A 20,327-nucleotide genomic window follows, 5' to 3' on the forward strand; every position below is an offset into this window, starting at 1 on the left:
AGTGATATTGGCTATCATATTTGTTCATTTTACTCGAAGAAAACCGCTATGTAAAATATGTAAAGATATGAAAATACAATTCAATGAGGAGGCAGACAGCATGAAAGCTGTAATTCACAACGGAAAAGCCGGCCTTCAGGGGTTATCAGTCGAGGACGTTCCATCAACAAAGCCTGGATACGGAGAGGTAAAGGTTAAATTAAAATCCGCGGGCCTGAATCATCGTGACTTGTTTCTTATGAAAAACAAATCGGAACAAGATCCTCACATGATACTGGGTTCTGACGGCGCGGGTATCATCGAAGAGATTGGTGAAGGCGTGAAAAATGTTACTGTTCAGACAGAAGTAGTCATTTTCCCGACATTGAACTGGGATTTAACAGAGAATGTACCACCTGTACCTGAGATTCTGGGAGGTCCTTCGGACGGAACACTTGCTGAATATGTGATCATTCCTTCACAAAATGCAATCAAAAAACCTGCTTATTTATCTTGGGAAGAAGCGGGCGTTTTACCTTTATCCGCTTTAACTGCATATCGGGCTCTGTTTACAAAGGGGCAATTAAAAAAAGGCGAGCATCTATTGATACCCGGCATCGGCAGCGGTGTGGCAACCTATGCTTTATTTATGGCTAAGGCGATTGGGGCAACAGTAAGCGTGACCTCCCGCAGTGAGGAGAAAAGAAAAAAGGCGCTGCAATTAGGTGCTGATTACGCATTTGACAGCTACAGCAATTGGGATGAGCAGTTGCAGGGAAAAAAGGCGGATGTTGTTCTTGACAGCATAGGACCTGCTCTCTTTTCGGAATACTTCCGCCATGTAAAACCAAATGGCCGTATTGTCAGCTTTGGGGCAAGCTCAGGGGATAATCTCAGTTTTCCGGTGCGTTCTCTATTCTTTCCTCAGGTCAATGTTTTGGGAACCTCGATGGGAAGCGGTGAGGAATTTCAAGCTATGCTCGCTTTCATTGACAAACATAAGCTGCGGCCTGTAATTGACCGGATATATCCTTTAGAAAAAGCATGTGAAGCATATAAAAGAATGCAGGAAGGCAGACAGTTTGGAAACATCGGGATCGTAATGGAATAAAAAAAGAAACCGGCTGGCAGCCAGACCGGTTTCTCTTATATGATAATCCCCTTTATTTACGGAAGAACTGAACTCCCCATCAAATATCGATCCACTTCACGCGCCACTTCACGGCCTTCATTAATCGCCCATACGATTAAGCTTTGCCCTCTTCTTGCATCCCCTGCGGCGAATACACCATCGATATTTGTTTGATAATCCCCATATGCTGCACTGATTTTGTTATTTACTGAATCAACACCGAACTGTTTCAACAGCGGCTGTTCTGTGCCTTCAAAGCCGATAGCGATAAAGACAAGCTGAGCAGGCCATACTTTTTCCGTTCCAGGCAGCTCGCGGAACTCGTATTTTCCATGCTCATTTTTCACTTTTTCCATTTGGATGGTATGAAGCTCTTTCAGCTTTCCGTTTTTATCCGCGACCATTTTTGTCGTTTGAATGGAGTATTCTCTCGGATCTCTTCCGAATTTTGCTTCTGCTTCCTCGTATGCATATTCAAGCGTAAAGACGTGTGGCTGTTCAGGCCACATATTGTCATTCGTGCGGGCTGGCGGAAGTTTCGGGTGTTTGCCGAATTGGTGCACGCTTTTGGCTTTTTGACGCAGAGCGGTAGCCACACAGTCAGCTCCTGTATCTCCGCCTCCGATTACGATGACATCTTTCCCTTTGGCATCAATGAATTGCTTGTCTTTAAAATTAGAATCTAAATAGCTTTTTGTTGCAAGTGTGAGGTAGTCCATTGCGTAATGGACTCCTTTTGAGTCGCGTCCTTCAATTAAGAGGTCCCGCTGTTTTTGAGCGCCTGTGCATAAGACCACAGCATCAAATTGCTTCTTTAGCTCATCAGCTGTAATGTCAACACCGATTTCTGTGTTCGTGACAAAATCAATTCCCTCTTGCGTCAGCAATTTAATTCGGCGTTCTACAATGCCCTTCTCAAGCTTCATGTTTGGAATGCCGTATGTTAAAAGGCCGCCCGCTCTGTCTGAGCGCTCAAAAACAGTGACAGAATGCCCCGCTTGATTCAGCTGGTCAGCACTCGCCAGTCCGGCTGGGCCCGACCCGACGATAGCAACTTTTTTGCCTGTTCGTTTTTTTGGAATTCTAGGTTGAATCCAGCCGTTCTCAAATCCTTTATCGATAATGGTCCGCTCGATGTTTTTAATTGATACGGCCGGGTCTGAAATCGCTAAAGTGCATGATCCTTCACAAGGAGCGGGACATACCCGCCCTGTGAATTCAGGAAAGTTGTTTGTTTTCAACAGACGTTCCAATGCTTCCTTCCATCTGCCCCGGTAGACAAGATCATTCCATTCAGGAATTAAGTTGTAAATCGGACAGCCGGATGTAAATCCGTTAATGTCCGCACCGATCTGGCAAAACGGTGTACCGCAATCCATACACCGCGCCCCTTGCCGTTTCGATGCTTCTTCTGAAAAAGGAGCAGAATATTCTTTCCAATCCTTTAAGCGAGTGAGAGGGTCCCGCTCCGCAGGTTTTTCTCGTTTGATCTCCATAAATCCAGTTGGTTTCCCCATGTTCCTCTCCCCTTCCTTACTGTACTACCGCTTGTTTTTGTCCCGATGCTGCTGTATTCTGCTTTGGCTTCGTGTTGGCCTCAAAAGCGAACATGATGGCTTCTTCATCTGATAAACCTGCAGCTTTTTGCTCTTCGATGCTTGCGAGCATTTGTTTATAGTTTTTCGGAATGACTTTGACGAATTTTTTCACACTGTCTTCCCATTGATCTAGCAGATCTTCTGCTTTTTGGCTGTTTGTATACGCAGTATGTCTTTCAAGCATTGCTTTGATTTGCTGGATTTCTTTCTCATCCTCTAATGATTCAAATAAAATCATCTCAAGGTTGCATTTGCGTTTAAACGCTTTGACATCTTCGGTCAGTACATAAGCGATTCCGCCGGACATACCTGCCGCAAAGTTTTTGCCTACATCACCGAGAACGACAACGCTGCCGCCAGTCATGTATTCACAGCCGTGGTCGCCGATGCCTTCTACAACTACGTTCACTCCGCTGTTTCGAACGGCAAAGCGTTCACCAGCACGCCCGTTAATATATGCTTCTCCGCTTGTCGCACCGTAAAAAGCCACGTTGCCGATAATGACATTGTCATCCGAAGCAGAGTTGAATCCTTCTGGTGACTTGACGATGATTTTTCCGCCAGAAAGCCCTTTTCCGACGTAATCATTTGAGTCTCCGTCCAAATAAAGCGTCATCCCTTTAGGAACGAAAGCTCCAAAGCTTTGGCCGGCTGATCCGGTAAAGTGCAGCTTGATTGTATCTTCAGGAAGACCTTCTTCTCCGTAACGCTTTGAGATTTCACTGCCGGTTATCGTTCCGGCTACACGATTTGTATTATTGATTTCAATCGAAATATCAGCTTCTTTTCCAGATTCGATGGCTTCTTGTACGGCCGGGAGAATTGTTGTAATATCAAGTGATTGATCAATTTTATGATTTTGCGGCGATTGGAACGTCCGCACCCCTTCAGGCTGATAAAGAAGGGTAGACAAATCAAGCTGGCTTGCTTTCCAGTGCTCCTTTGCCCGTTCACTTACATGAAGTACATCAGTGCGGCCGATCATTTCATCAAATGTCTTGAAGCCTAACGCAGCCATGTACTCACGAACTTCTTCGGCAATGAACAGCATATAGTTCACAATATGGTCAGGATCTCCCATGAACTTTTTGCGAAGCTCTGGATTTTGTGTCGCTACACCGACAGGGCATGTATCCAAATGGCAGGCACGCATCATGACACAGCCGAGTACAACTAACGGAGCCGTTGCGAAACCAAATTCTTCGGCGCCGAGCAAGGCAGCCATCACAACGTCGCGGCCCGTCATGAGCTTTCCGTCTGTTTCTAATACAACACGGTCACGAAGTCCGTTCAGCATTAGTGTTTGATGTGCTTCTGCAAGGCCAAGCTCCCACGGAAGCCCTGTATGTTTAATACTGGTTTTCGGAGAAGCGCCTGTACCTCCGTCATAGCCGCTGATCACAATGACATCTGCAGTCGCTTTGGCAACACCTGCAGCGATTGTTCCTACACCTGCTTTTGACACCAGCTTTACGCTGATTCTTGCGTCACGGTTGGCATTTTTCAAATCGTGGATCAGCTGGGCTAAATCCTCAATCGAATAAATGTCATGGTGTGGCGGAGGTGAGATTAATCCGACACCTGGCGTTGACCCACGGACATCGGCAACCCATGGATATACCTTGTTGCCAGGAAGCTGCCCGCCTTCACCCGGCTTAGCACCTTGAGCCATTTTAATCTGCAGCTCATCAGCATTGACGAGGTAATGGCTTTTGACACCAAACCGTCCGGATGCAATTTGTTTAATCGCACTTCTTCTATCATCGCCGTTCTCATCTGGAACAAAGCGTTTGGGATCTTCTCCGCCTTCACCGCTGTTGCTTTTTCCTCCAAGACGGTTCATTGCGATTGCTAAAGCTTCGTGCGCTTCCTTACTCAAGGACCCGAATGACATCGCACCCGTTTTAAAACGTTTGACAATCGATTCAGCGGATTCAACCTCCTCCAACTTCAAAGGCTTGTGGTTTCCGTCAAATGCGAACAAGTTCCGCAAAAATCCGATGCGTTCTTCATCAGCCGCTTTTGTATACTGTTTAAACAGATTGTAATCATTTCTGCGGCACGCCCATTGCAAAGTATGAATCGTTTTCGGATTAAACGCATGATGCTCTCCGCCATTTCTCCATTGGAAGTCACTTCCCGGTTCAAGCGTTTTGCTGTAATCATCCTGATACGCTTCCCGGTGGCGGCGCTGTGCCTCTTCTGCAATTGTTTGTAAATCGATGCCGCCTAGCTGTGATGCAGTACCTGTGAAATAGCGGTCGATCACATCGCGGCTGATTCCTACCGCCTCAAAGATTTGTGCGCCTCTGTAGCTTTGCACAGTTGAAATTCCCATCTTGGACATCACTTTTACGACGCCCTCAGTAATGCTTTTTCCATATTTGCTAACCGCTTCTTCATAGCTGATATCCAAACGGCCTTCATCAATTTCCTGCTTGTAGGTCGCATAAGCGAGATAAGGGTTAATCGCATCTGCGCCATAACCGATTAACGCTGCAAAGTGATGCACTTCACGTGCTTCTCCCGATTCCACAATAATGCTGACCTTCGTACGCAGCCCTTTGCGGATTAAGTGCTGGTGCAGTGCGCTTACTGCCAGAAGCGGCGGAATTGGTGTCAGTCGTTCGTTCATCTTTTTGTCTGATAAAATTAACAAACTTACGCCTTGGCTGATGGCTTTCTCTGCCTGTGTGAACATGTCCTTTAAACCGCGTTCAAGATCCTCTGAAAACAGCACATCAATTTTTTGGCTTTTTAAATCAGGATGAACAATCGTTTTCAATGCGTAAAACTGTTCATTGGATAAAACAGGTGTATACAGTTTAATCCGGCGAACATTTCGTTCACTTGGATGAAGAAGATCGCCTTCCGCACCGAGCCAAGTCATCGTTGAAGTGACAAGCTGCTCACGAATCGCGTCGATTGGCGGGTTCGTTACTTGTGCAAACAGCTGTTTAAAGTAGTTAAACAGCGATTGCGCTCGGTCAGAAAGTACAGCAAGCGGAGCGTCATTCCCCATTGAACCAAGGGGATCTTTGCCTTCTTTAATAACAGGAATTAGATACTTTTGGATATCCTCATATGTGTATCCGAATGCCTTCTGGCGAGTAAGAAGATCACTAAATTGTTCTTCTTCTCTTGACTCCGGATCAGGATTTACTTGTACAAGCTCTTCTTCAAGCCATTTTTGGTACGGATACTCAGTTGCAATTTGTGTTTTGACTTCTTCATCGGAGATAATACGGCCTTCTTCCAGGTCGATTAAAAGCATTTTCCCAGGCTCAAGGCGGTTTTTATATAAAACGTTCTCCTGTTCAACTTCAATAACGCCTACTTCAGATGAGAAAATAATATAATCATCTTTTGTGACATAATAACGGGCCGGACGGAGACCGTTCCGGTCAAGGATCGCCCCGATTTGTTTACCGTCAGTAAATGAAATAGCTGTCGGTCCGTCCCAAGGCTCCATCAGGGAGCTATGGTACTCGTAGAACGCCCTTTTTTCCTTGGACATATGCGTATTTTCCGTCCAAGGCTCTGGAATGAGCATCATTGCCGTATGTGCCGGTTTGCGTCCAGCCATCACAAAAAACTCAAATGCGTTATCCAAAATGGAAGAGTCACTGCCATCAGCATTGAGAATCGGCAAAATCTTGTTTAAGTCCTCACCGAAGCTTTCAGAAACAAATTGCTGCTCACGTGCTCTCATCCAGTTGATATTTCCGCGAAGGGTGTTAATTTCACCGTTGTGAACCAAATAGCGGTTAGGATGCGCTCTTTCCCATGTAGGGAATGTGTTGGTACTGAAGCGTGAATGAACGAGCGCAAAAGCAGAAACGAATGCTTCGTCTTGCAGATCAGAATAAAATGCATCAACCTGTTCAGGTGTTAAAAGGCCTTTGTAAACAATGGTCTGGCTTGAAAGACTGGCAAAATAAAAATCAAGACCTTCCGTTACTCCCCAATTTTCAGCCTGTTTACGAATGACATACAATTTTCGTTCAAAAGATAAATTGTCCTTTAGGTCAGAACTTGCGCCGATAAATACCTGACGGACAAACGGACAGCTTTTTTGCGCCACTGTTCCGATTTTTCCGACATTTACAGGTACAGTTCTCCATCCAAGAACGACTTGGCCTTCTTGTTCAATCAGTGCATTGATTTGCTTTTCAATTTTTTTTCTTTCATCTTCTTTCTGTGAGAAAAAGACCATTCCTACCCCGTAACGTTCTTTTTCTGGCAGATTGATGTCTTTGCACTCTTTTCTAAAGAAAGCATCAGGGATTTGAACCAGTAAGCCGGCTCCGTCTCCTGTATCCGGATCACTGCCTTGCCCTCCTCTATGGTCTAGCTGGCAAAGCATCTTAAGTCCTTGTTTGACAATGTCGTGAGTCTGCTTGCCCTTTAAGTGTGCATATAGGCCGATTCCGCATGCATCATGTTCAAATTCAGGACGGTAGAGACCTTGAGCTTTTGGCATTTGATTGTACGTCATAATTCCTCTCCCCCGATCAATTTCCGATAATACCGGTCATAAAATCTAACAACTCTATAATCATTGTAGGTTTTCAAAACGATATAAACAATATATAATTTAGATCAAAAGAATCTCAAAATGAGATAGATGGATGTGAGACAAACATGGAGCTGCGCCAACTGCGATATTTTATGGAGGTGGCTGAAAGAGAACACGTTTCAGAAGCCGCTGATCATTTGCATGTGGCCCAATCAGCAATCAGCAGACAAATTGCCAATCTTGAAGAAGAATTAAATGTGACCTTATTTGAGCGTGAAGGGAGAAATATCAAACTCACGCCAATCGGAAAAGAATTTTTGATTCATGTGAAAACGGCGATGAAAGCCATTGATTATGCGAAAGAACAAATTGATGAGTATCTTGACCCGCATCGCGGAACGGTAAAGATCGGCTTTCCTACAAGCCTCGCCAGCCAGCTTTTGCCGACTGTCATTTCAGCGTTTAAAGAAGAATATCCGCACGTCGAATTTTTGTTGCGCCAAGGCTCCTATAAGTTTCTGATTGAAGCTGTCAGAAACCGCGATATTGATCTGGCCTTATTAGGGCCGGTGCCGACGAATTTCTCTGACATAACGGGAAAAATATTATTTACTGAAAAAATTTACGCGCTTGTTCCATTAAATCATCCGCTTGCTAAACAAAAAAAGGTTCATTTAATCGATTTGCGCAACGACCAATTTGTATTGTTCCCGGAAGGATTTGTACTTAGAGAGATGGCAATTGATACTTGCAAACAAGCAGGCTTTGCTCCTCTCGTTTCCACGGAGGGTGAGGATTTGGATGCTATCAAAGGGTTAGTGTCCGCAGGAATGGGCGTTACCCTTCTGCCTGAAAGTACTTTTGCTGAAACAACACCTCGTTTTACTGTGAAAATTCCAATTGAGTTCCCTCAAGTAAAACGGACTGTCGGAATCATTAAACCGAAAAATAGAGAGCTTGCGCCTTCTGCGAATGATTTTTATGAGTTTGTCATTCAATTTTTCTCTAAGCTGGAGCAGTATCAATAAAAAAATGAACCCGAGCTTCTATATAGAAGCTTCGGGTTTTTTTCTGCAAATTAATTTACAGGTAAAGAAAAATCCACATGGCAAACAAATGCTTCTTGATCAATTAGAGCTCTGTTTGTCAGTTCCTTTTTCTTTTCCGGTTCTTGAAGCTGTACAGAAGAGTAATTGACGATTCCAAGGCCGATTTCCGTCCCTTTTGAATCCATCAGCCGAACAACTGAACCGCTTTTAAATTTCCCTTTAATCTTCTGTACACCGTCCAGGTATAAACTCGATTGGCCGTTTGTTATTTTTCGTGAACAATCATCTGATAAAATCATTTCACCTTCCGGGCCGGAATTAAAAGCGATCCATTGCTCCTTTTGATTCAACGGAAGCGTTCCTTCTGCTTCAAAATAGGTGCCTTCCGCCTGTTCATGAACGGCGTGGTATAAAATATCGCCGGCATCTGCCTGACCTAGGAAACCTTTAATGCCAGACGCCATTACGATTTTAAACGCATCAAGCTTAGAGCGCATGCCGCCGGTGCCAACGATGCTCCCAGTGTCACCTGCGCATGCTTCGATGTCAGGTGTTATTTCACTTACCCGCTGTATCCTTTTCGCTTCTGGATTTGTGCGCGGATTGCCGTCATATAATCCGTCTATATCTGATAAAATCACAAGCATATCTGCATCAATCAAACCTGCGACTTTTGCCGCGAGCGTATCATTGTCGCCAAACTTGAGCCGATTGACAGTAACTGTGTCATTCTCGTTTATGATCGGGATAATGCCGCGCTCGAGCAGTACATTCATTGTATTCCTGACATTGTTGTATCGATATTCATCAGAAAAATCGCTTCTCGTAATTAAAATTTGGGATGCGACATAGCCGTGTGCCAAGAACAGCTTTGAATAAGCCTCCATCAGCAATCCCTGGCCGATTGAAGCTGATGCTTGTTTTTCTGGAAGCTTCTCGGGCCTTTGGATAAATCCGAGCTTCCGATATCCTGCCGCCACTGCGCCTGAGGAAACCAAAATCACTTCATAACCGGCGTCTTTGAGTTTGACGACCTGGTCGACCAACGCTTCTAATTTTCGAATGCTGATTTCTCCATGAAGGCTTGTTAATGAACTGCTTCCAATCTTCACAACGACTCTTTTCATGCTTGTATCAGGCGTCACTTTATCACTCCTGATAGCGGCGCTGCAGTTTTTTCGATATCTTCGCTGATTTCCTTTGAACGCTTAGCCGCATGCTTTATTGCTTGAGAAATCGCTTCTCCGCCGCCGCTTTTTTTCAAGGCTTGCAGCCCCGCTGCTGTCGTTCCGTTCGGTGACGTGATATTATCTCTTAAGATCTCAGGATGTTCTCCTGTTTCCATGAGCATTTTTGCGGCACCTAAAAGTGTCTGTGCGCCGATGCTTCGAGATAACTGTTTATCGAGGCCCGCTTCCTCGCCTGTCTTTTCAATGAATTCCATTAAATAATAAAAATACGCGGGGCCGCTGCCTGCAATCCCGGTGAATATATCCATTTGATTTTCTTGGATTGTATAGACTTCGCCCATGCATCCGAGCAATGCTTCGGCCAGCTTCTTCAAGTCTTCCGACACATATTTGCCAAGGGCAATAGCTGTTGCAGAAGCGCCAATCATACTGGAAGTGTTGGGCATCACTCTGACAACAGGCTGTTCATTAAGCAATGATTGTTCAATAAAAGAGGTGGTTATGCCGGCAAGGACCGACAATATTAATTGATGGGGTTGAATACGTGATTTTAGTGATGACAGAGCGTTTTCGGCGTCTTTTGGCTTCATTGCCAAAATGAGTACATCCATGTCTTCAATACATAGCTGGTTCGGCAAGGCGCCTTTGATTCCATATTGAAGTTCAAGTTCAGTTAATCGCTCTGTATTGCTGCGGTTTGTAACGCAGATGTTTTGTTTCGGGATTTTGTTGGCCCGAACGATACCTGATATCATTCCTTCCGCCATAGATCCTGCTCCTATAAAGGCTACTTTCTTTTGATCAAAGATCGGTAACATCTCCTTTGTTCGCTTTTTTGTTCGCATTTTCACACGTTTAAAATGTTACCACGTGAGGAAATGATGTCAAGTTTGAAGGTCATCATTGATTTGTATTGTTTCTTTTCGACAAATATGTATAATGAAAAGCAGAAAACACCCGGTTCATACTGCTGCGCCGGGTGTTTGTTTCTAATAAAAATTATCTGAGAGAGCTTTTTCAATCAGTTTTTTACAGCGATCCAGCTCTACCTTCAGCTGTTTTTTATATAGCTTGGCAGCTTCGTAATCTTTAAATTGATAGAGGACGACTTCCTGGAGCTTAGCCCCTTCTTTTTTTACTTTAATTTGTTTTAATATCCCGTCATCAAGAAGCTCATGCAAAGACCGGTATACTTCTGTATGATTTGGTTTAAAACCAATCTCTTTAAATTCAGACCGAAGTACTTCAAGCAGCTTTAACCCATAGAGTCTCTCTTGCTCTGTCATCGTTATCATATAAAGCTTCAAAAATGCGCGCTGTTTCACTAAAAAGCCTGTTGAACTCCTTTTTTCTTCTTTCATCATATGCACTCCTTCTTCTGTCACTGACAACACTATGTACTAAATATTCAATTTTTTTTTATTGTTTTCCTTCTTTATATTAAATACTGATAGTCCAGTCATTTCATGTTTACTGATTATAGGTGAAGCGGAGAAAATAAATTCTTACTGAACATTTGGTACATAGTTTTCTTAGTTCTATTATAGCCTGCATTCACTGCTATCTTCAATTTAAACGATTGTCAGGTTTACATATCGCATTTTACCGGTACGGATTTCATTCAAATAAAAAAACCTGTCTTTCGACAGGTTTTCATTTTTAAGGATTTGTTGACCATAATCCCGCTGTTTTGATGAAAATGCGTGGATCTAATTTCAATTGTGCCACCATGTACTCAGCAAGATCCTCAGGCTGCATAACTTTTTCAGGGTTACCGTCTGTTAAGTTCAATTCGATAGACATATCACTAGCGACAGTGCTCGGCGTTAACGCGCTGACTCTGATATTATGTTTTCTCACTTCTTGCATAAGAGACTCTGTTAACCCGAGAACGGCAAATTTAGAAGCGCTGTAAGCACTTGTTACAGCTGCTCCTCTTTGGCCCGCTGTAGATGAAATATTAATGATGTCTCCGGCTTTGCGTTCGATCATTTCCGGAAGCACCGCGCGCGTGACATGGTACACACCCATTAGGTTGACTTGTATAATATTTTCCCATTCATCGGCTGACAGATCTAAGAAACCGCCAAATTTGCTGATGCCGGCATTATTAATGAGAATATCGATATCACCGAGCTGTTCCTTCACTTGAGCTACAGCTTGGTTAACCTGATCGGCAGCTTTTACATCTGCAGCAGCAAATGCAGCTTTTACACCAAGCGCTTTGACTTCTTCTGCCACTTTTTCAACATTAGCGGCAGTCCGGCCGATTAACCCAATATTTACGCCTTCTTTCGCAAGAGCAAGAGCTGTAGCACGGCCGATCCCTCTGCCTCCGCCTGTGATTAAAGCGGTTTTATTTTGTAAACTTTGCAATTGAAGCACCCTTTCTTTGTTTACCTATGTACGATATCACATTATAAGTAGAATAAATCCAATACGCAAATCAAACGAACTGTGCAATCATCATTTCTTTGGATTAAAAAAGCGGAAACAGGGTAATGACAAAAGAAAAAAGGAGTGAACATATGGTTATTGTTTATATCAGCCTGGCAGTATTGGCTATTTCTATCATATTTTTAGGGTTTAATGTGATCCAAAACAAGAAAAAAATAGACCCCGCACTAAAGGAGCTCACTTCTGTTACGCAGGCTATGCAAAAACAAATCGAGGGATTAAAAACAGAAGCAGAGCTGCTGACGCAAAAACAAAAGAAGATTCAGCATGATGTCCAAATGAAAAAATACGCGTTTCAGCAGACAGCAGCTGAAGTGAAAGAAGTTCCCCAAGCAGTCAAAGAGGTGTGGCAGGCAGGACATTTTAATAGCAGATAAGGATGAATGAGATCCCGTTGTTACGATCAGAATGGACAAATGGGATCTCATTTTTCGAGGAGGCTTACACATGATTATAAACCGCAGCTGCTTAAAAGAGTTCGCAGAAAAACTACATTCTCTTCCCTCTTCACTTACAAAGTCCGATTTACTTACTGATCCATTTCGTCTCCATCAAGAAAACGAACTTGGCATCTACTATTCACCTCATAATGAATTTATCAATCGGGATGCCTCGCTTGTGATTGCCGGGATCACGCCTGGTTTTTCCCAGATGAAGACAGCGTACGAAACAGCCGCCGAAAGCCTGCGGCAAGGCGGGACTCTTGAGCAAATGGTAGTAGACACAAAAATAGCAGCGGGTTTCTCCGGATCGATGAGACATAACCTTATTACCATGCTGGATTTATGCGGGCTGCCACAGGCTTTTGGCATTCAAAGCGCCGCGCAGCTTTTTGGTGACTTACGGCATATGCTCCATACAACTTCCGTTATTAAATATCCTGTCTTTATCCAGCAAAAAAACTATACCGGATACAAACCGGCCATCACTCGCTCTCCTATCCTAAGCACCTATGCTTTTGATCACTTCCCTGTGGAGCTCAATCATGTGGTGGGGCCAGCTCTTCTTATTCCGTTAGGAAAAGCCGCCGAAACAGTATGTGAAACCTTGATCAGACAGTACAGACTCCAGAATTTGATTTGCCTTAGCGGCTTTCCCCACCCATCAGGCGCAAACGGCCATCGTTTAAAACAATTCGCCAAAAACAAAGAGCAACTAGAAAGACAAATTCATTCTTTTGCTTCCTCAGTTTTGAATTTTCTATAGAAAAGAGGAAATAAAAGGGATATGATAAACAGAAACAAACGTGGGGAGTGGTTGAATGTTTCCTGTTTTAGAAACGGAGCGGCTTACACTTAGACAAATGACAGATCAGGACGCGGAAGCCATTTTTGCTTGTTTCTCAAACCATGAGGTGACACGCTATTACGGACTTGAAAACCTGGAATCTATAGAACAGGCCATTTCAATGATTCAAACGTTTGCTGCCCTCTATCAAGAAAAACGCGGTATACGGTGGGGAATTGAAAGACGGGACACTAAAGAACTGATCGGAACAATAGGCTTTCACGCTCTGGCCCAAAAGCATAGGCGCGCGGAAATCGGTTATGAAATCATCCCGGAGCATTGGCAAAACGGATTTGCATCAGAAGTGCTTTCAAAGGTCGTATCTTACGGATTTTCTGCCCTTGGACTGACGCGTATTGGCGCAGTTGTATTTACTGCTAATGAAGCATCAAATCGTCTGCTTCTAAAAATGGGTTTTCAAAAAGAAGGTGTTTTAAGACAGTACATGTATCAAAATGGGACTCCATATGATACAAATGTGTACTCTATTGTGAAACCAAGAGAATGACGGTATTCTCTTGGTCTGTGCCACATCCCTTTTCCTTCAAAATGTCCGATTCATGACCTGCATCAGCTATGACGTTTTGATTCTTGATCAATCCCTACAAGATTTTCATCTCTTAAAACAATGCTAATAACTTTTTTCCCCTACTCATAAATCCCTTTATTGGTTCTTCTTCTTGTGATAAAATCCCCAAGGAAACAAAACGCAGCCGACCACATCAAAATATAAATAACCTGAGTTTTGTATTCCCACATTGAATCCCCCATTTCTACCCCGTGAATGAAAGTCATATACGCTTTTTGTGGCAGTATCGCACAAAGGGCATTTAATACTGGATGATGTGGAGCAAAAGAAATAAAACAGCCTGACAATACACACGTGATCACACTGATACCACTCGTCATCAAACTGATGTTTCGATCCATCACAGAAGCCATAAAGATAGCGAATGCTGTTGCAAGCACTGTAAGAACACCCAGTAACCCAGCAAGAATATTTAAACGGAAACCAATTTCAGCATGAAAGAGTACATTTGTAATTAGGATGGCCAAGTAAGTGGGTATGTATAAACATAAAAAAGTAAAGATAAACTGAACCAACAAATATTTCCCCACATGCACGGGAGACACTAAAATCCTTTTGAAGGTTTTGAGCATCCGGTCTTCTGGATATAACGCAGCTAATGCCACACCTTGCATCAATACAAGCATCATGATAAAGCCTAATATATTCGTTCCCGTTCCCCGTTCAGTCCTTAATTCATCCTCTCCCCGGTAGCTGCCTGGCATTTCTCCAGTCTCAAAAAATTGCTGAATCATTTTTTGATCCGCTTTACTTTTCAACGTGGTTACTTTGTAATCAAGTTGATTTTTTTCTACAATGGCTGCATATTTCCCTAACATCAGATCAGAAAACTTCGGCTTCTGATCTACCGTTACCACTCTAAATGCAGAATCACTCGGCAAATGATGAACTTCGTCCAGTTCTGTAACAAAAGCGATTGTTTCTTTGAAAACCGGCTTCCCGGAAAACATAATCGCAACACCAATCATCAGAGGGATAATGATTAATGCAATGATAATAATGGCTTTTTTGGTCAGGATTCGCTCCCACCTGTTTTGGAATAAACTCAGCATATATATCCCTCCGGCTTAAATACAACATGAGAAACGGCAATACAAATGATTGAAGCCAATATTAGTCCTGACATAACAGGCTGCAGCATACTGAAATCATGATCATAAATGAGACGAAATGAACATTCTGTTACCCATTTAATCGGAGAAAGAATCGATATCTGATTGACGGTATCTCCAAATCTATGAATTCCGAAAAATACGCCACCAAAGAAAACAAAAAAAGCTATCGGAATTTGCATAATCCCATTCGCCTGTTCTTCATTCTTGAACAAACTGCAGAACATTGTGCCAAAACAGCAACCGAAAAATAAAAATACATACAATAAAAGCATGAAATACGTAAGATATTGTCCTCCAAAGTTCAAATGAAAAATCGTTTGGGCTATCAACACATTCATGCTGTACATAATGCCACTGAATATAAAGGTTGATAGTAATTTAGAAAGATAGATACTAGTTGTCGAAACCGGCGCATACACAATACGAAGGTTCGCTTTCTTCACCTTTTCCTCCATAAACGTATTAGAGCTCGTCATAGCAATCAGAGCTGCAGTGAAAATCATCATATTCACTCCGTAATAATCATAAGAACTTACCCCGCCTGCTCCAAAGCTGCTTTTCGTAACAAAGCCCATGACCAGAATGAGAACGAAAGGAAAGGCCGTATTGGCTATTACAAGAACCGGATTCCTTAAAATATTCATAAAATCAAATGTTATCAATTTTAACAAACTCATTTTGCTCTCCTAATCTCTTAAATTTCTTCCCGTCAGCTCTAAAAATACCGTTTCTAACGATGCCTCTTTTTTGTTCATGTTTAGGATGCTGCAACCTTGGGCACTCAATTCTAATATGATTTCACTCAGGTGATCTTGGTTCTTTTGAACGGTAACATTTAGTTGATGGTCAGAGAAATCAACTCCTGTCACTCCTATGATTTCTCTAATCGAGTTTTTATTTAATCGCTGAACATGCGCCAGTTGAAAAGCGTATGTTATTTCTTTATTGACTTCTCTGTACAGCTCTTCTTTTGTTCCATTGGCAATAATTCTTCCTTCATTCATGATCATAATACGATCTGAAATCGCCTCAACTTCTTCCATATAATGTGTAGAGTAAATGATGCTTGCGCCTTTTGTTTTCAGCTCTTTTATCGATTCCAAAATGTGATGCCGGGATTGCGGATCGATTCCTACCGTGGGCTCATCCATGATAATCAGTTTCGGCTGATGGGCAATGGCGCACGCAATGTTTAATCTTCTTTTCATCCCGCCTGAAAACGTCTTTGGCTTGTCATCTTTCCGTTCATATAGCTGTACGAGCTCCAAAGCCTCTTTGACTCGGGCTTTCAGTTCTTCTCCTTTAAGAGAATAAAGACTGGCAAAAAAACGAACATTTTTCTCAGCTGAAATCTCCTCATAAATCGCGATATCTTGAGGCACAATCCCGATGCCTTTCTTCATTTCCTTTGACCCTTTTTTCACACTATGGCCCAATATCGAAACGTTTCCGAAACTGGCCGACAATACTCCTGATAAAATATGAATGGTTGTGCTTTTTCCTGCACCATTTGGACCTAGTAAGCCAAGCACTTCCCCCTCTCTCACTTCGAACGAAATCCCATCTACTACCGTTTTGTTTTTATACTGCATTTTCAAGTTTTCTACTATTGCTACGTTGTTCATAGTTGGTTCTCCTTTTTACTTTCTCCGTTTTGCGAATTCCTGCAATAAATTTGTTTTCAAATTGTCTCGATTTTGTTCAATGTCAAAATCAGCAGCGTCTTCTTCAAAACCATCCTGTTCTTCTCCATCAAAACTGTACAGTTTCTTCAATAAAATCCACAATGTTTCCAGCTCTTCCGTCGAAAAGCCTTTAAATAGATCGGCCATAAAATACACCGCTTTTTCACCGCATTCCTCCATGACACGCTTTCCTGAATCAGTAATCTTCACATTAACTGCACGCTTGTCGCGTTTACTTGGTACAGTGATGACATAACCTCTTTTTTCAATACCGCTGACAAGTCTGTTGATGTTTTGTTTTGAAGTGCCTAATTTTTTTGCAATGTTGTTGAATGTCGTTTCCTCTTCCGGTAAATGCAGTATGGCAACCATCGTCATAAATTGCCTCGACGTTAAGCTTTCATAATAATCGTCTCCGCGTGATTGGATTTTGTTTAAAGTGGAAAAAAATGTAGCGTAAGACTGTTGCATTAAAAATAAATCTTTCAGTTCCTTAGAATAATCCACGATGTTCCCTCCTTGAATGGACAACTTATTGTCTATACATCTTAACATTTCTCATTACATTGTCAATATGTTGTCTATTTTTCTTTAGACTCCCTCGATAATTTATAGAATAGTTATATACTGATCGATTCAGAAAGAGGTAATGTTGATGGCTCGTCATCGAGAATTCAATGAAGAATAAAGCATTGGAGACCGTTATGAATTTGTTTTGAGAGAACATTCGGGCGAGCTAAGACGTGAAATTAACGTGGAACAAACGGCTCAGACTTATATTCTGTTTCTTATCGGCTGACTGTTATGGTGAAATCCCGTCCAGATCAATCATTTTTGCGTCATTCCGTATCGGAAATCCTTACATTGCTGAACAAATGATAAAAAGCGCCCCGGAAAATGGGCGCTTTCTAATTAAGATGCATATTGAGGAGATGATTCCTCCTTAACTGCTTTTTCCTCAGGTATATGAATACATTTCGTCAAGACCGCACTTGCAAGGTAAAGGACCGCAAAGATCCAGACGACGCCTTGCGCGCCGACGAGACCGATGAACAGCCAAGCGAGTGCAGGGCCGACAAACGCTGATAAACCTGCAGCCAAATTTAATACAGACATGGCTGCCCCTTTATCTTTTCCTGCCACCGTCGGCACAATTGCACCAATCGGCACATAGCCTGCCAGCAAACCGCCCCAAATAAAGCCGATCACGCTGACAACCGCTAAGCTTCCGCCGGAGAAAACAGGTGCGTAGTATAATAAGAGGGTGAAAATGCCGCAGCCGACTCCGCCGAACCAAATAACAGTATTTTTCCAGCCGAATTTATCGCCGACAATACCAAAGATAAGGTTAAACACAATGTTCCCCAGGAAAATCGTTCCCCAAATTTGCAGCCACACATTGGTTGAAATTCCATGCTGGGCCATGTGCATCGGCAAAAAGACTGGAAAACCATATGTACCAATGCTGTTGATGATTCTGATGATTCCGCCTGTAAGCACGCGCGGATTTGTAAATAAAATCGTAACCCCTTTTAAAAGCTCCTCGGCTGTTTCTGATCTTTTTCTTTTCTTCTTTTCAAAACGGTCTTTATTGATAAACAATGCAAAGAATGCACCGAGACATACCCAGAAAATAGAGCTCCAAAGCGTATTCAAATAACCGAACGCTTTGATCGCGTAGCTTGAGTACCAAGCGCCGAACACAAACATGCCGAGGCAATATGCTATCCAAAACCAGCCGACAGCAGTGCTCAGTTTGCTTTGCGGTGTTCTGTAAATGACCCATGTCAAGAAAGAATAAGCAAAAAGCGGGTAACCTAACCCTTTTACGAAGTAAGTCACATACATCACTGGCAGGTTCAGCTGTTCAAATCCAAATACGATAAAAGCAGCTGTACCGATCACATAAAACAACAGCCCCATAAACATCGTTCGTTTTGCGCCAAATGCTTCGAGACATACACCCGAAAACCAGGAAGCTATGGCAAGCGCAATTCCGTATATACTAAAAATAGAAGCGGACTGCTGAACGGTGAGCCCGTTTTCGATCAAAAAAGGACTGAGCCAGCCTTGTTCAAGGCCATCTCCCATCATAAACAAAACAACCCCTAAAAATCCCCAGGCAAGCCGCTTCGGTATTCCTATTTTATCCAACATATCTGTCTCCTCCTTAGATGCTTATATCCATTACCGTATTACCTTATTAAAGTTGAAAATTAAATGATTCCTCAAAACAGCAAAAATGCTGCCGCCTTAAATCAATACTTTGCTTTCTGAACCTGAAAAAAAGCGCTGTGTTTGCTTCCATTTCTCATATAAAGCCAATTCTGTCTGACAGTCCTTCGGTTCAATCACCCGGACATTTGCTGACATCTCCTCCGTTGATTGAAAGGTTTCATTGCAAATGACTGCAGCACCAACGACAGATGCCTGATGATATCCCTCTTGGACATAGACCTTTTTTTGAAGAAGATCCGCGATATATTGAGTGAGCGCTTTGCTTTGGAATCCCCCTCCGCACACCCAAACATAGTCACGTTCAAACGGAGTAACCTCTGTTAAAATGTCAAAGTTCCATTTGATTGAAAATGCGATTTCTTCTAGCGCTGCACGTACAAAATGTGCCCTCTTTAAATGTGCTGACAGCGGGGCATCAAAAAGAAAACCGCCTCTCGTTAATGCATTCTTTTCATCCGATAAATAAGAGCCGAGAGCCGCTACACATGCATGGTCTTCTTTTGCAAGTGCAGAAATCTCCTCCTCCATTACTTCGTACGTTTCATTCGGATAAAAAATCTGTTTTAATTTTTGATAATTCAAGCCGGTAATTCCCGGATTCGTTTCCACAAGCCAATGCCCTTGATCTGCATGACAGTTCAGCCAGGCTTTATGTTTTGTGTCGCCATGATCCGCAGTAATTTTGGTTATTGGCGTTGTTGTCCCTGATACAATGACAATGTCCTCAAGTCCAGCTCCGGTGCTTTTGACAGCCAGCTGTGTATCCCCGCCCCCTGCTATAACCTTAGCATTTATTGAAAGGCCTAATTCGGATGCATATTCATTTGCTATCGTTCCAATTGCTGTTCCCGCTCTTACAAGAGGCGGAAGGATAGATGGAGAAAAGCCGAAAATGTCGCACATCTCTTCTGACCAAGTGTTTTGCTTCACATCAAATAGCAGGGTTTCTGTTGCCTGTGATGGTTCATATGTTAATATTCCGCTCAGTTGGTACGTCACCCAATCACTGATGCTTGTAAAGCTTGCAGTCTTTTCCCATAAAGAGGGCTGGCGCTGTTTTAATCCATAAAGCTTGAGCGCAGAAAAAAGTGCAGTTGGCAGGCGGCCTGTGCTGCTGTATATCTCTTCCCGATCGGGAATGCCCGCCTCCCACTCTCGGCCGCGATTATCGATGTTCGGCAGCCCGAGAAAAGGATTGCCGTTTTGATCAATCAAAACAATCCCCTGTCTTTGGCTCGTCGATGTCAAACCAATGATGTCAATATCACACGAACGGGATAGCACACGTTTTGCCAAATTCATCACCTGCTTCCACAGCACCTGAGGAGAAAAATAACGGCTGTCCGGGTAAAGCGTCTCTGTGGAATACACGATGTCCTCCCGTTCAACTGTTAAAACACTGCCGGTTACACTCACGACCGCTACCCTCGCATTGCCTGTGCCAATATCAAAAACGAGATAGCCTTTTTGTTTTTTCATTCTGTTAGCC

16 protein-coding genes and 1 pseudogene are annotated in these 20,327 nt (G+C 43.0%); 5 read left to right on the forward strand and 12 right to left on the reverse strand.

Features of this window, described 5'->3' with window-relative positions:
- Positions 1 to 100 precede the first annotated feature (100 nt).
- Complete coding sequence (locus bslm_RS09625; RefSeq protein ID WP_046381078.1) at positions 101 to 1,090, forward strand: zinc-binding dehydrogenase; 990 nt, start codon at positions 101 to 103, stop codon at positions 1,088 to 1,090.
- Positions 1,091 to 1,146: 56 nt separating this feature from the next.
- On the opposite strand, the gene gltD is transcribed toward bslm_RS09625, so the two are convergent.
- Both gltD and gltB read right to left on the reverse strand, forming a co-directional pair.
- Complete coding sequence (gltD, locus tag bslm_RS09630) at positions 1,147 to 2,628, reverse strand: glutamate synthase small subunit (RefSeq protein WP_046381079.1); 1,482 nt, start codon at positions 2,626 to 2,628, stop codon at positions 1,147 to 1,149.
- Positions 2,629 to 2,644: 16 nt separating this feature from the next.
- Entirely contained in the window at positions 2,645 to 7,207 is a 4,563-nt protein-coding gene (gltB, locus tag bslm_RS09635) for a glutamate synthase large subunit (RefSeq protein ID WP_046381080.1), read from the reverse strand.
- A 146-nt stretch (positions 7,208 to 7,353) separates the two neighbouring features.
- Between gltB and gltC the strand changes: the two genes are divergently transcribed.
- Positions 7,354 to 8,256 carry a glutamate biosynthesis transcriptional regulator GltC gene (gltC, locus tag bslm_RS09640; RefSeq protein ID WP_046381081.1) on the forward strand — a complete coding sequence of 301 codons (903 nt, stop codon included), beginning with the start codon at positions 7,354 to 7,356 and terminating at the stop codon, positions 8,254 to 8,256.
- 50 nt (positions 8,257 to 8,306) lie between these two features.
- On the opposite strand, the gene proB is transcribed toward gltC, so the two are convergent.
- From proB to bslm_RS09660, 4 genes are all read right to left on the reverse strand, one after another.
- The gene (gene proB / locus bslm_RS09645; protein WP_042975927.1) at positions 8,307 to 9,422 is read right to left on the reverse strand and encodes a glutamate 5-kinase; all 1,116 of its coding nucleotides are present in this window, start codon (positions 9,420 to 9,422) and stop codon (positions 8,307 to 8,309) included.
- Entirely contained in the window at positions 9,419 to 10,312 is an 894-nt protein-coding gene (gene proC, locus bslm_RS09650; RefSeq protein ID WP_010886524.1) for a pyrroline-5-carboxylate reductase, read from the reverse strand. The genes proB and proC overlap by 4 nt, the downstream gene beginning before the upstream one ends.
- Positions 10,313 to 10,456: 144 nt before the next feature.
- Entirely contained in the window at positions 10,457 to 10,828 is a 372-nt protein-coding gene (rtp, locus tag bslm_RS09655; protein ID WP_046381082.1) for a replication termination protein, read from the reverse strand.
- A gap of 298 nt (positions 10,829 to 11,126) precedes the next feature.
- Positions 11,127 to 11,843 (reverse strand): 3-ketoacyl-ACP reductase, encoded by a 717-nt coding sequence (locus bslm_RS09660; protein WP_046381083.1) that lies wholly within the window; start codon positions 11,841 to 11,843, stop codon positions 11,127 to 11,129.
- 152 nt (positions 11,844 to 11,995) lie between these two features.
- On the opposite strand from bslm_RS09660, the gene bslm_RS09665 reads away from it, so the two are divergent.
- The 3 genes and pseudogenes from bslm_RS09665 (at position 11,996) to bslm_RS09675 (ending at position 13,719) form a co-directional block, all read left to right on the forward strand.
- Complete coding sequence (locus bslm_RS09665) at positions 11,996 to 12,301, forward strand: DUF948 domain-containing protein (RefSeq protein WP_032721975.1); 306 nt, start codon at positions 11,996 to 11,998, stop codon at positions 12,299 to 12,301.
- 70 nt (positions 12,302 to 12,371) lie between these two features.
- Positions 12,372 to 13,144, forward strand: a pseudogene (locus bslm_RS09670) (hypothetical protein).
- A 41-nt stretch (positions 13,145 to 13,185) separates the two neighbouring features.
- Complete coding sequence (locus bslm_RS09675) at positions 13,186 to 13,719, forward strand: GNAT family N-acetyltransferase (RefSeq protein WP_046381085.1); 534 nt, start codon at positions 13,186 to 13,188, stop codon at positions 13,717 to 13,719.
- A gap of 140 nt (positions 13,720 to 13,859) precedes the next feature.
- Here bslm_RS09675 and bslm_RS09680 read toward each other — a convergent pair whose 3' ends face one another.
- The 6 genes from bslm_RS09680 to bslm_RS09705 all read right to left on the reverse strand — a co-directional run bounded on the left by bslm_RS09680 (position 13,860) and on the right by bslm_RS09705 (position 20,317).
- Positions 13,860 to 14,852, reverse strand: coding sequence for an ABC transporter permease (locus bslm_RS09680; RefSeq protein ID WP_052728187.1), 993 nt, complete (start codon positions 14,850 to 14,852; stop codon positions 13,860 to 13,862).
- Positions 14,846 to 15,592: an ABC transporter permease gene (locus bslm_RS09685; RefSeq protein ID WP_046381087.1), complete on the reverse strand. Its 747-nt coding sequence runs from the start codon at positions 15,590 to 15,592 to the stop codon at positions 14,846 to 14,848. The genes bslm_RS09680 and bslm_RS09685 overlap by 7 nt, the downstream gene beginning before the upstream one ends.
- Positions 15,593 to 15,601: 9 nt before the next feature.
- A complete protein-coding gene (locus bslm_RS09690) occupies positions 15,602 to 16,540 on the reverse strand; it encodes an ABC transporter ATP-binding protein (RefSeq protein ID WP_046381088.1) in 939 nt (312 codons plus the stop codon).
- A gap of 15 nt (positions 16,541 to 16,555) precedes the next feature.
- The gene (locus bslm_RS09695; protein ID WP_024571762.1) at positions 16,556 to 17,107 is read right to left on the reverse strand and encodes a MarR family winged helix-turn-helix transcriptional regulator; all 552 of its coding nucleotides are present in this window, start codon (positions 17,105 to 17,107) and stop codon (positions 16,556 to 16,558) included.
- A 405-nt stretch (positions 17,108 to 17,512) separates the two neighbouring features.
- Positions 17,513 to 18,757: an MFS transporter gene (locus tag bslm_RS09700; protein WP_041335442.1), complete on the reverse strand. Its 1,245-nt coding sequence runs from the start codon at positions 18,755 to 18,757 to the stop codon at positions 17,513 to 17,515.
- A gap of 96 nt (positions 18,758 to 18,853) precedes the next feature.
- Positions 18,854 to 20,317 carry an FGGY-family carbohydrate kinase gene (locus bslm_RS09705; protein WP_046381089.1) on the reverse strand — a complete coding sequence of 488 codons (1,464 nt, stop codon included), beginning with the start codon at positions 20,315 to 20,317 and terminating at the stop codon, positions 18,854 to 18,856.
- Between the last annotated feature and the right edge of the window lie 10 nt (positions 20,318 to 20,327).

Origin of the sequence: Bacillus sp. LM 4-2, from assembly GCF_000978495.1 — a bacterium.
Lineage (GTDB): Bacteria > Bacillota > Bacilli > Bacillales > Bacillaceae > Bacillus > Bacillus subtilis.

Bases quoted from the DNA above. Each gene is read 5' to 3' on its own strand.
- gltD (WP_046381079.1), bottom strand. From the start codon at position 2,628: ATGGGGAAACCAACTGGATTTATGGAGATCAAACGAGAAAAACCTGCG.
- bslm_RS09625 (WP_046381078.1), top strand. From the start codon at position 101: ATGAAAGCTGTAATTCACAACGGAAAAGCCGGCCTTCAGGGGTTATCA.
- bslm_RS09675 (WP_046381085.1), top strand. From the start codon at position 13,186: ATGTTTCCTGTTTTAGAAACGGAGCGGCTTACACTTAGACAAATGACA.
- bslm_RS09690 (WP_046381088.1), bottom strand. From the start codon at position 16,540: ATGAACAACGTAGCAATAGTAGAAAACTTGAAAATGCAGTATAAAAAC.
- gltC (WP_046381081.1), top strand. From the start codon at position 7,354: ATGGAGCTGCGCCAACTGCGATATTTTATGGAGGTGGCTGAAAGAGAA.
- gltB (WP_046381080.1), bottom strand. From the start codon at position 7,207: ATGACGTACAATCAAATGCCAAAAGCTCAAGGTCTCTACCGTCCTGAA.
- bslm_RS09705 (WP_046381089.1), bottom strand. From the start codon at position 20,317: ATGAAAAAACAAAAAGGCTATCTCGTTTTTGATATTGGCACAGGCAAT.
- bslm_RS09680 (WP_052728187.1), bottom strand. From the start codon at position 14,852: ATGCTGAGTTTATTCCAAAACAGGTGGGAGCGAATCCTGACCAAAAAA.
- proC (WP_010886524.1), bottom strand. From the start codon at position 10,312: ATGCGAACAAAAAAGCGAACAAAGGAGATGTTACCGATCTTTGATCAA.
- bslm_RS09685 (WP_046381087.1), bottom strand. From the start codon at position 15,592: ATGAGTTTGTTAAAATTGATAACATTTGATTTTATGAATATTTTAAGG.
- bslm_RS09665 (WP_032721975.1), top strand. From the start codon at position 11,996: ATGGTTATTGTTTATATCAGCCTGGCAGTATTGGCTATTTCTATCATA.
- bslm_RS09700 (WP_041335442.1), bottom strand. From the start codon at position 18,757: ATGTTGGATAAAATAGGAATACCGAAGCGGCTTGCCTGGGGATTTTTA.
- rtp (WP_046381082.1), bottom strand. From the start codon at position 10,828: ATGAAAGAAGAAAAAAGGAGTTCAACAGGCTTTTTAGTGAAACAGCGC.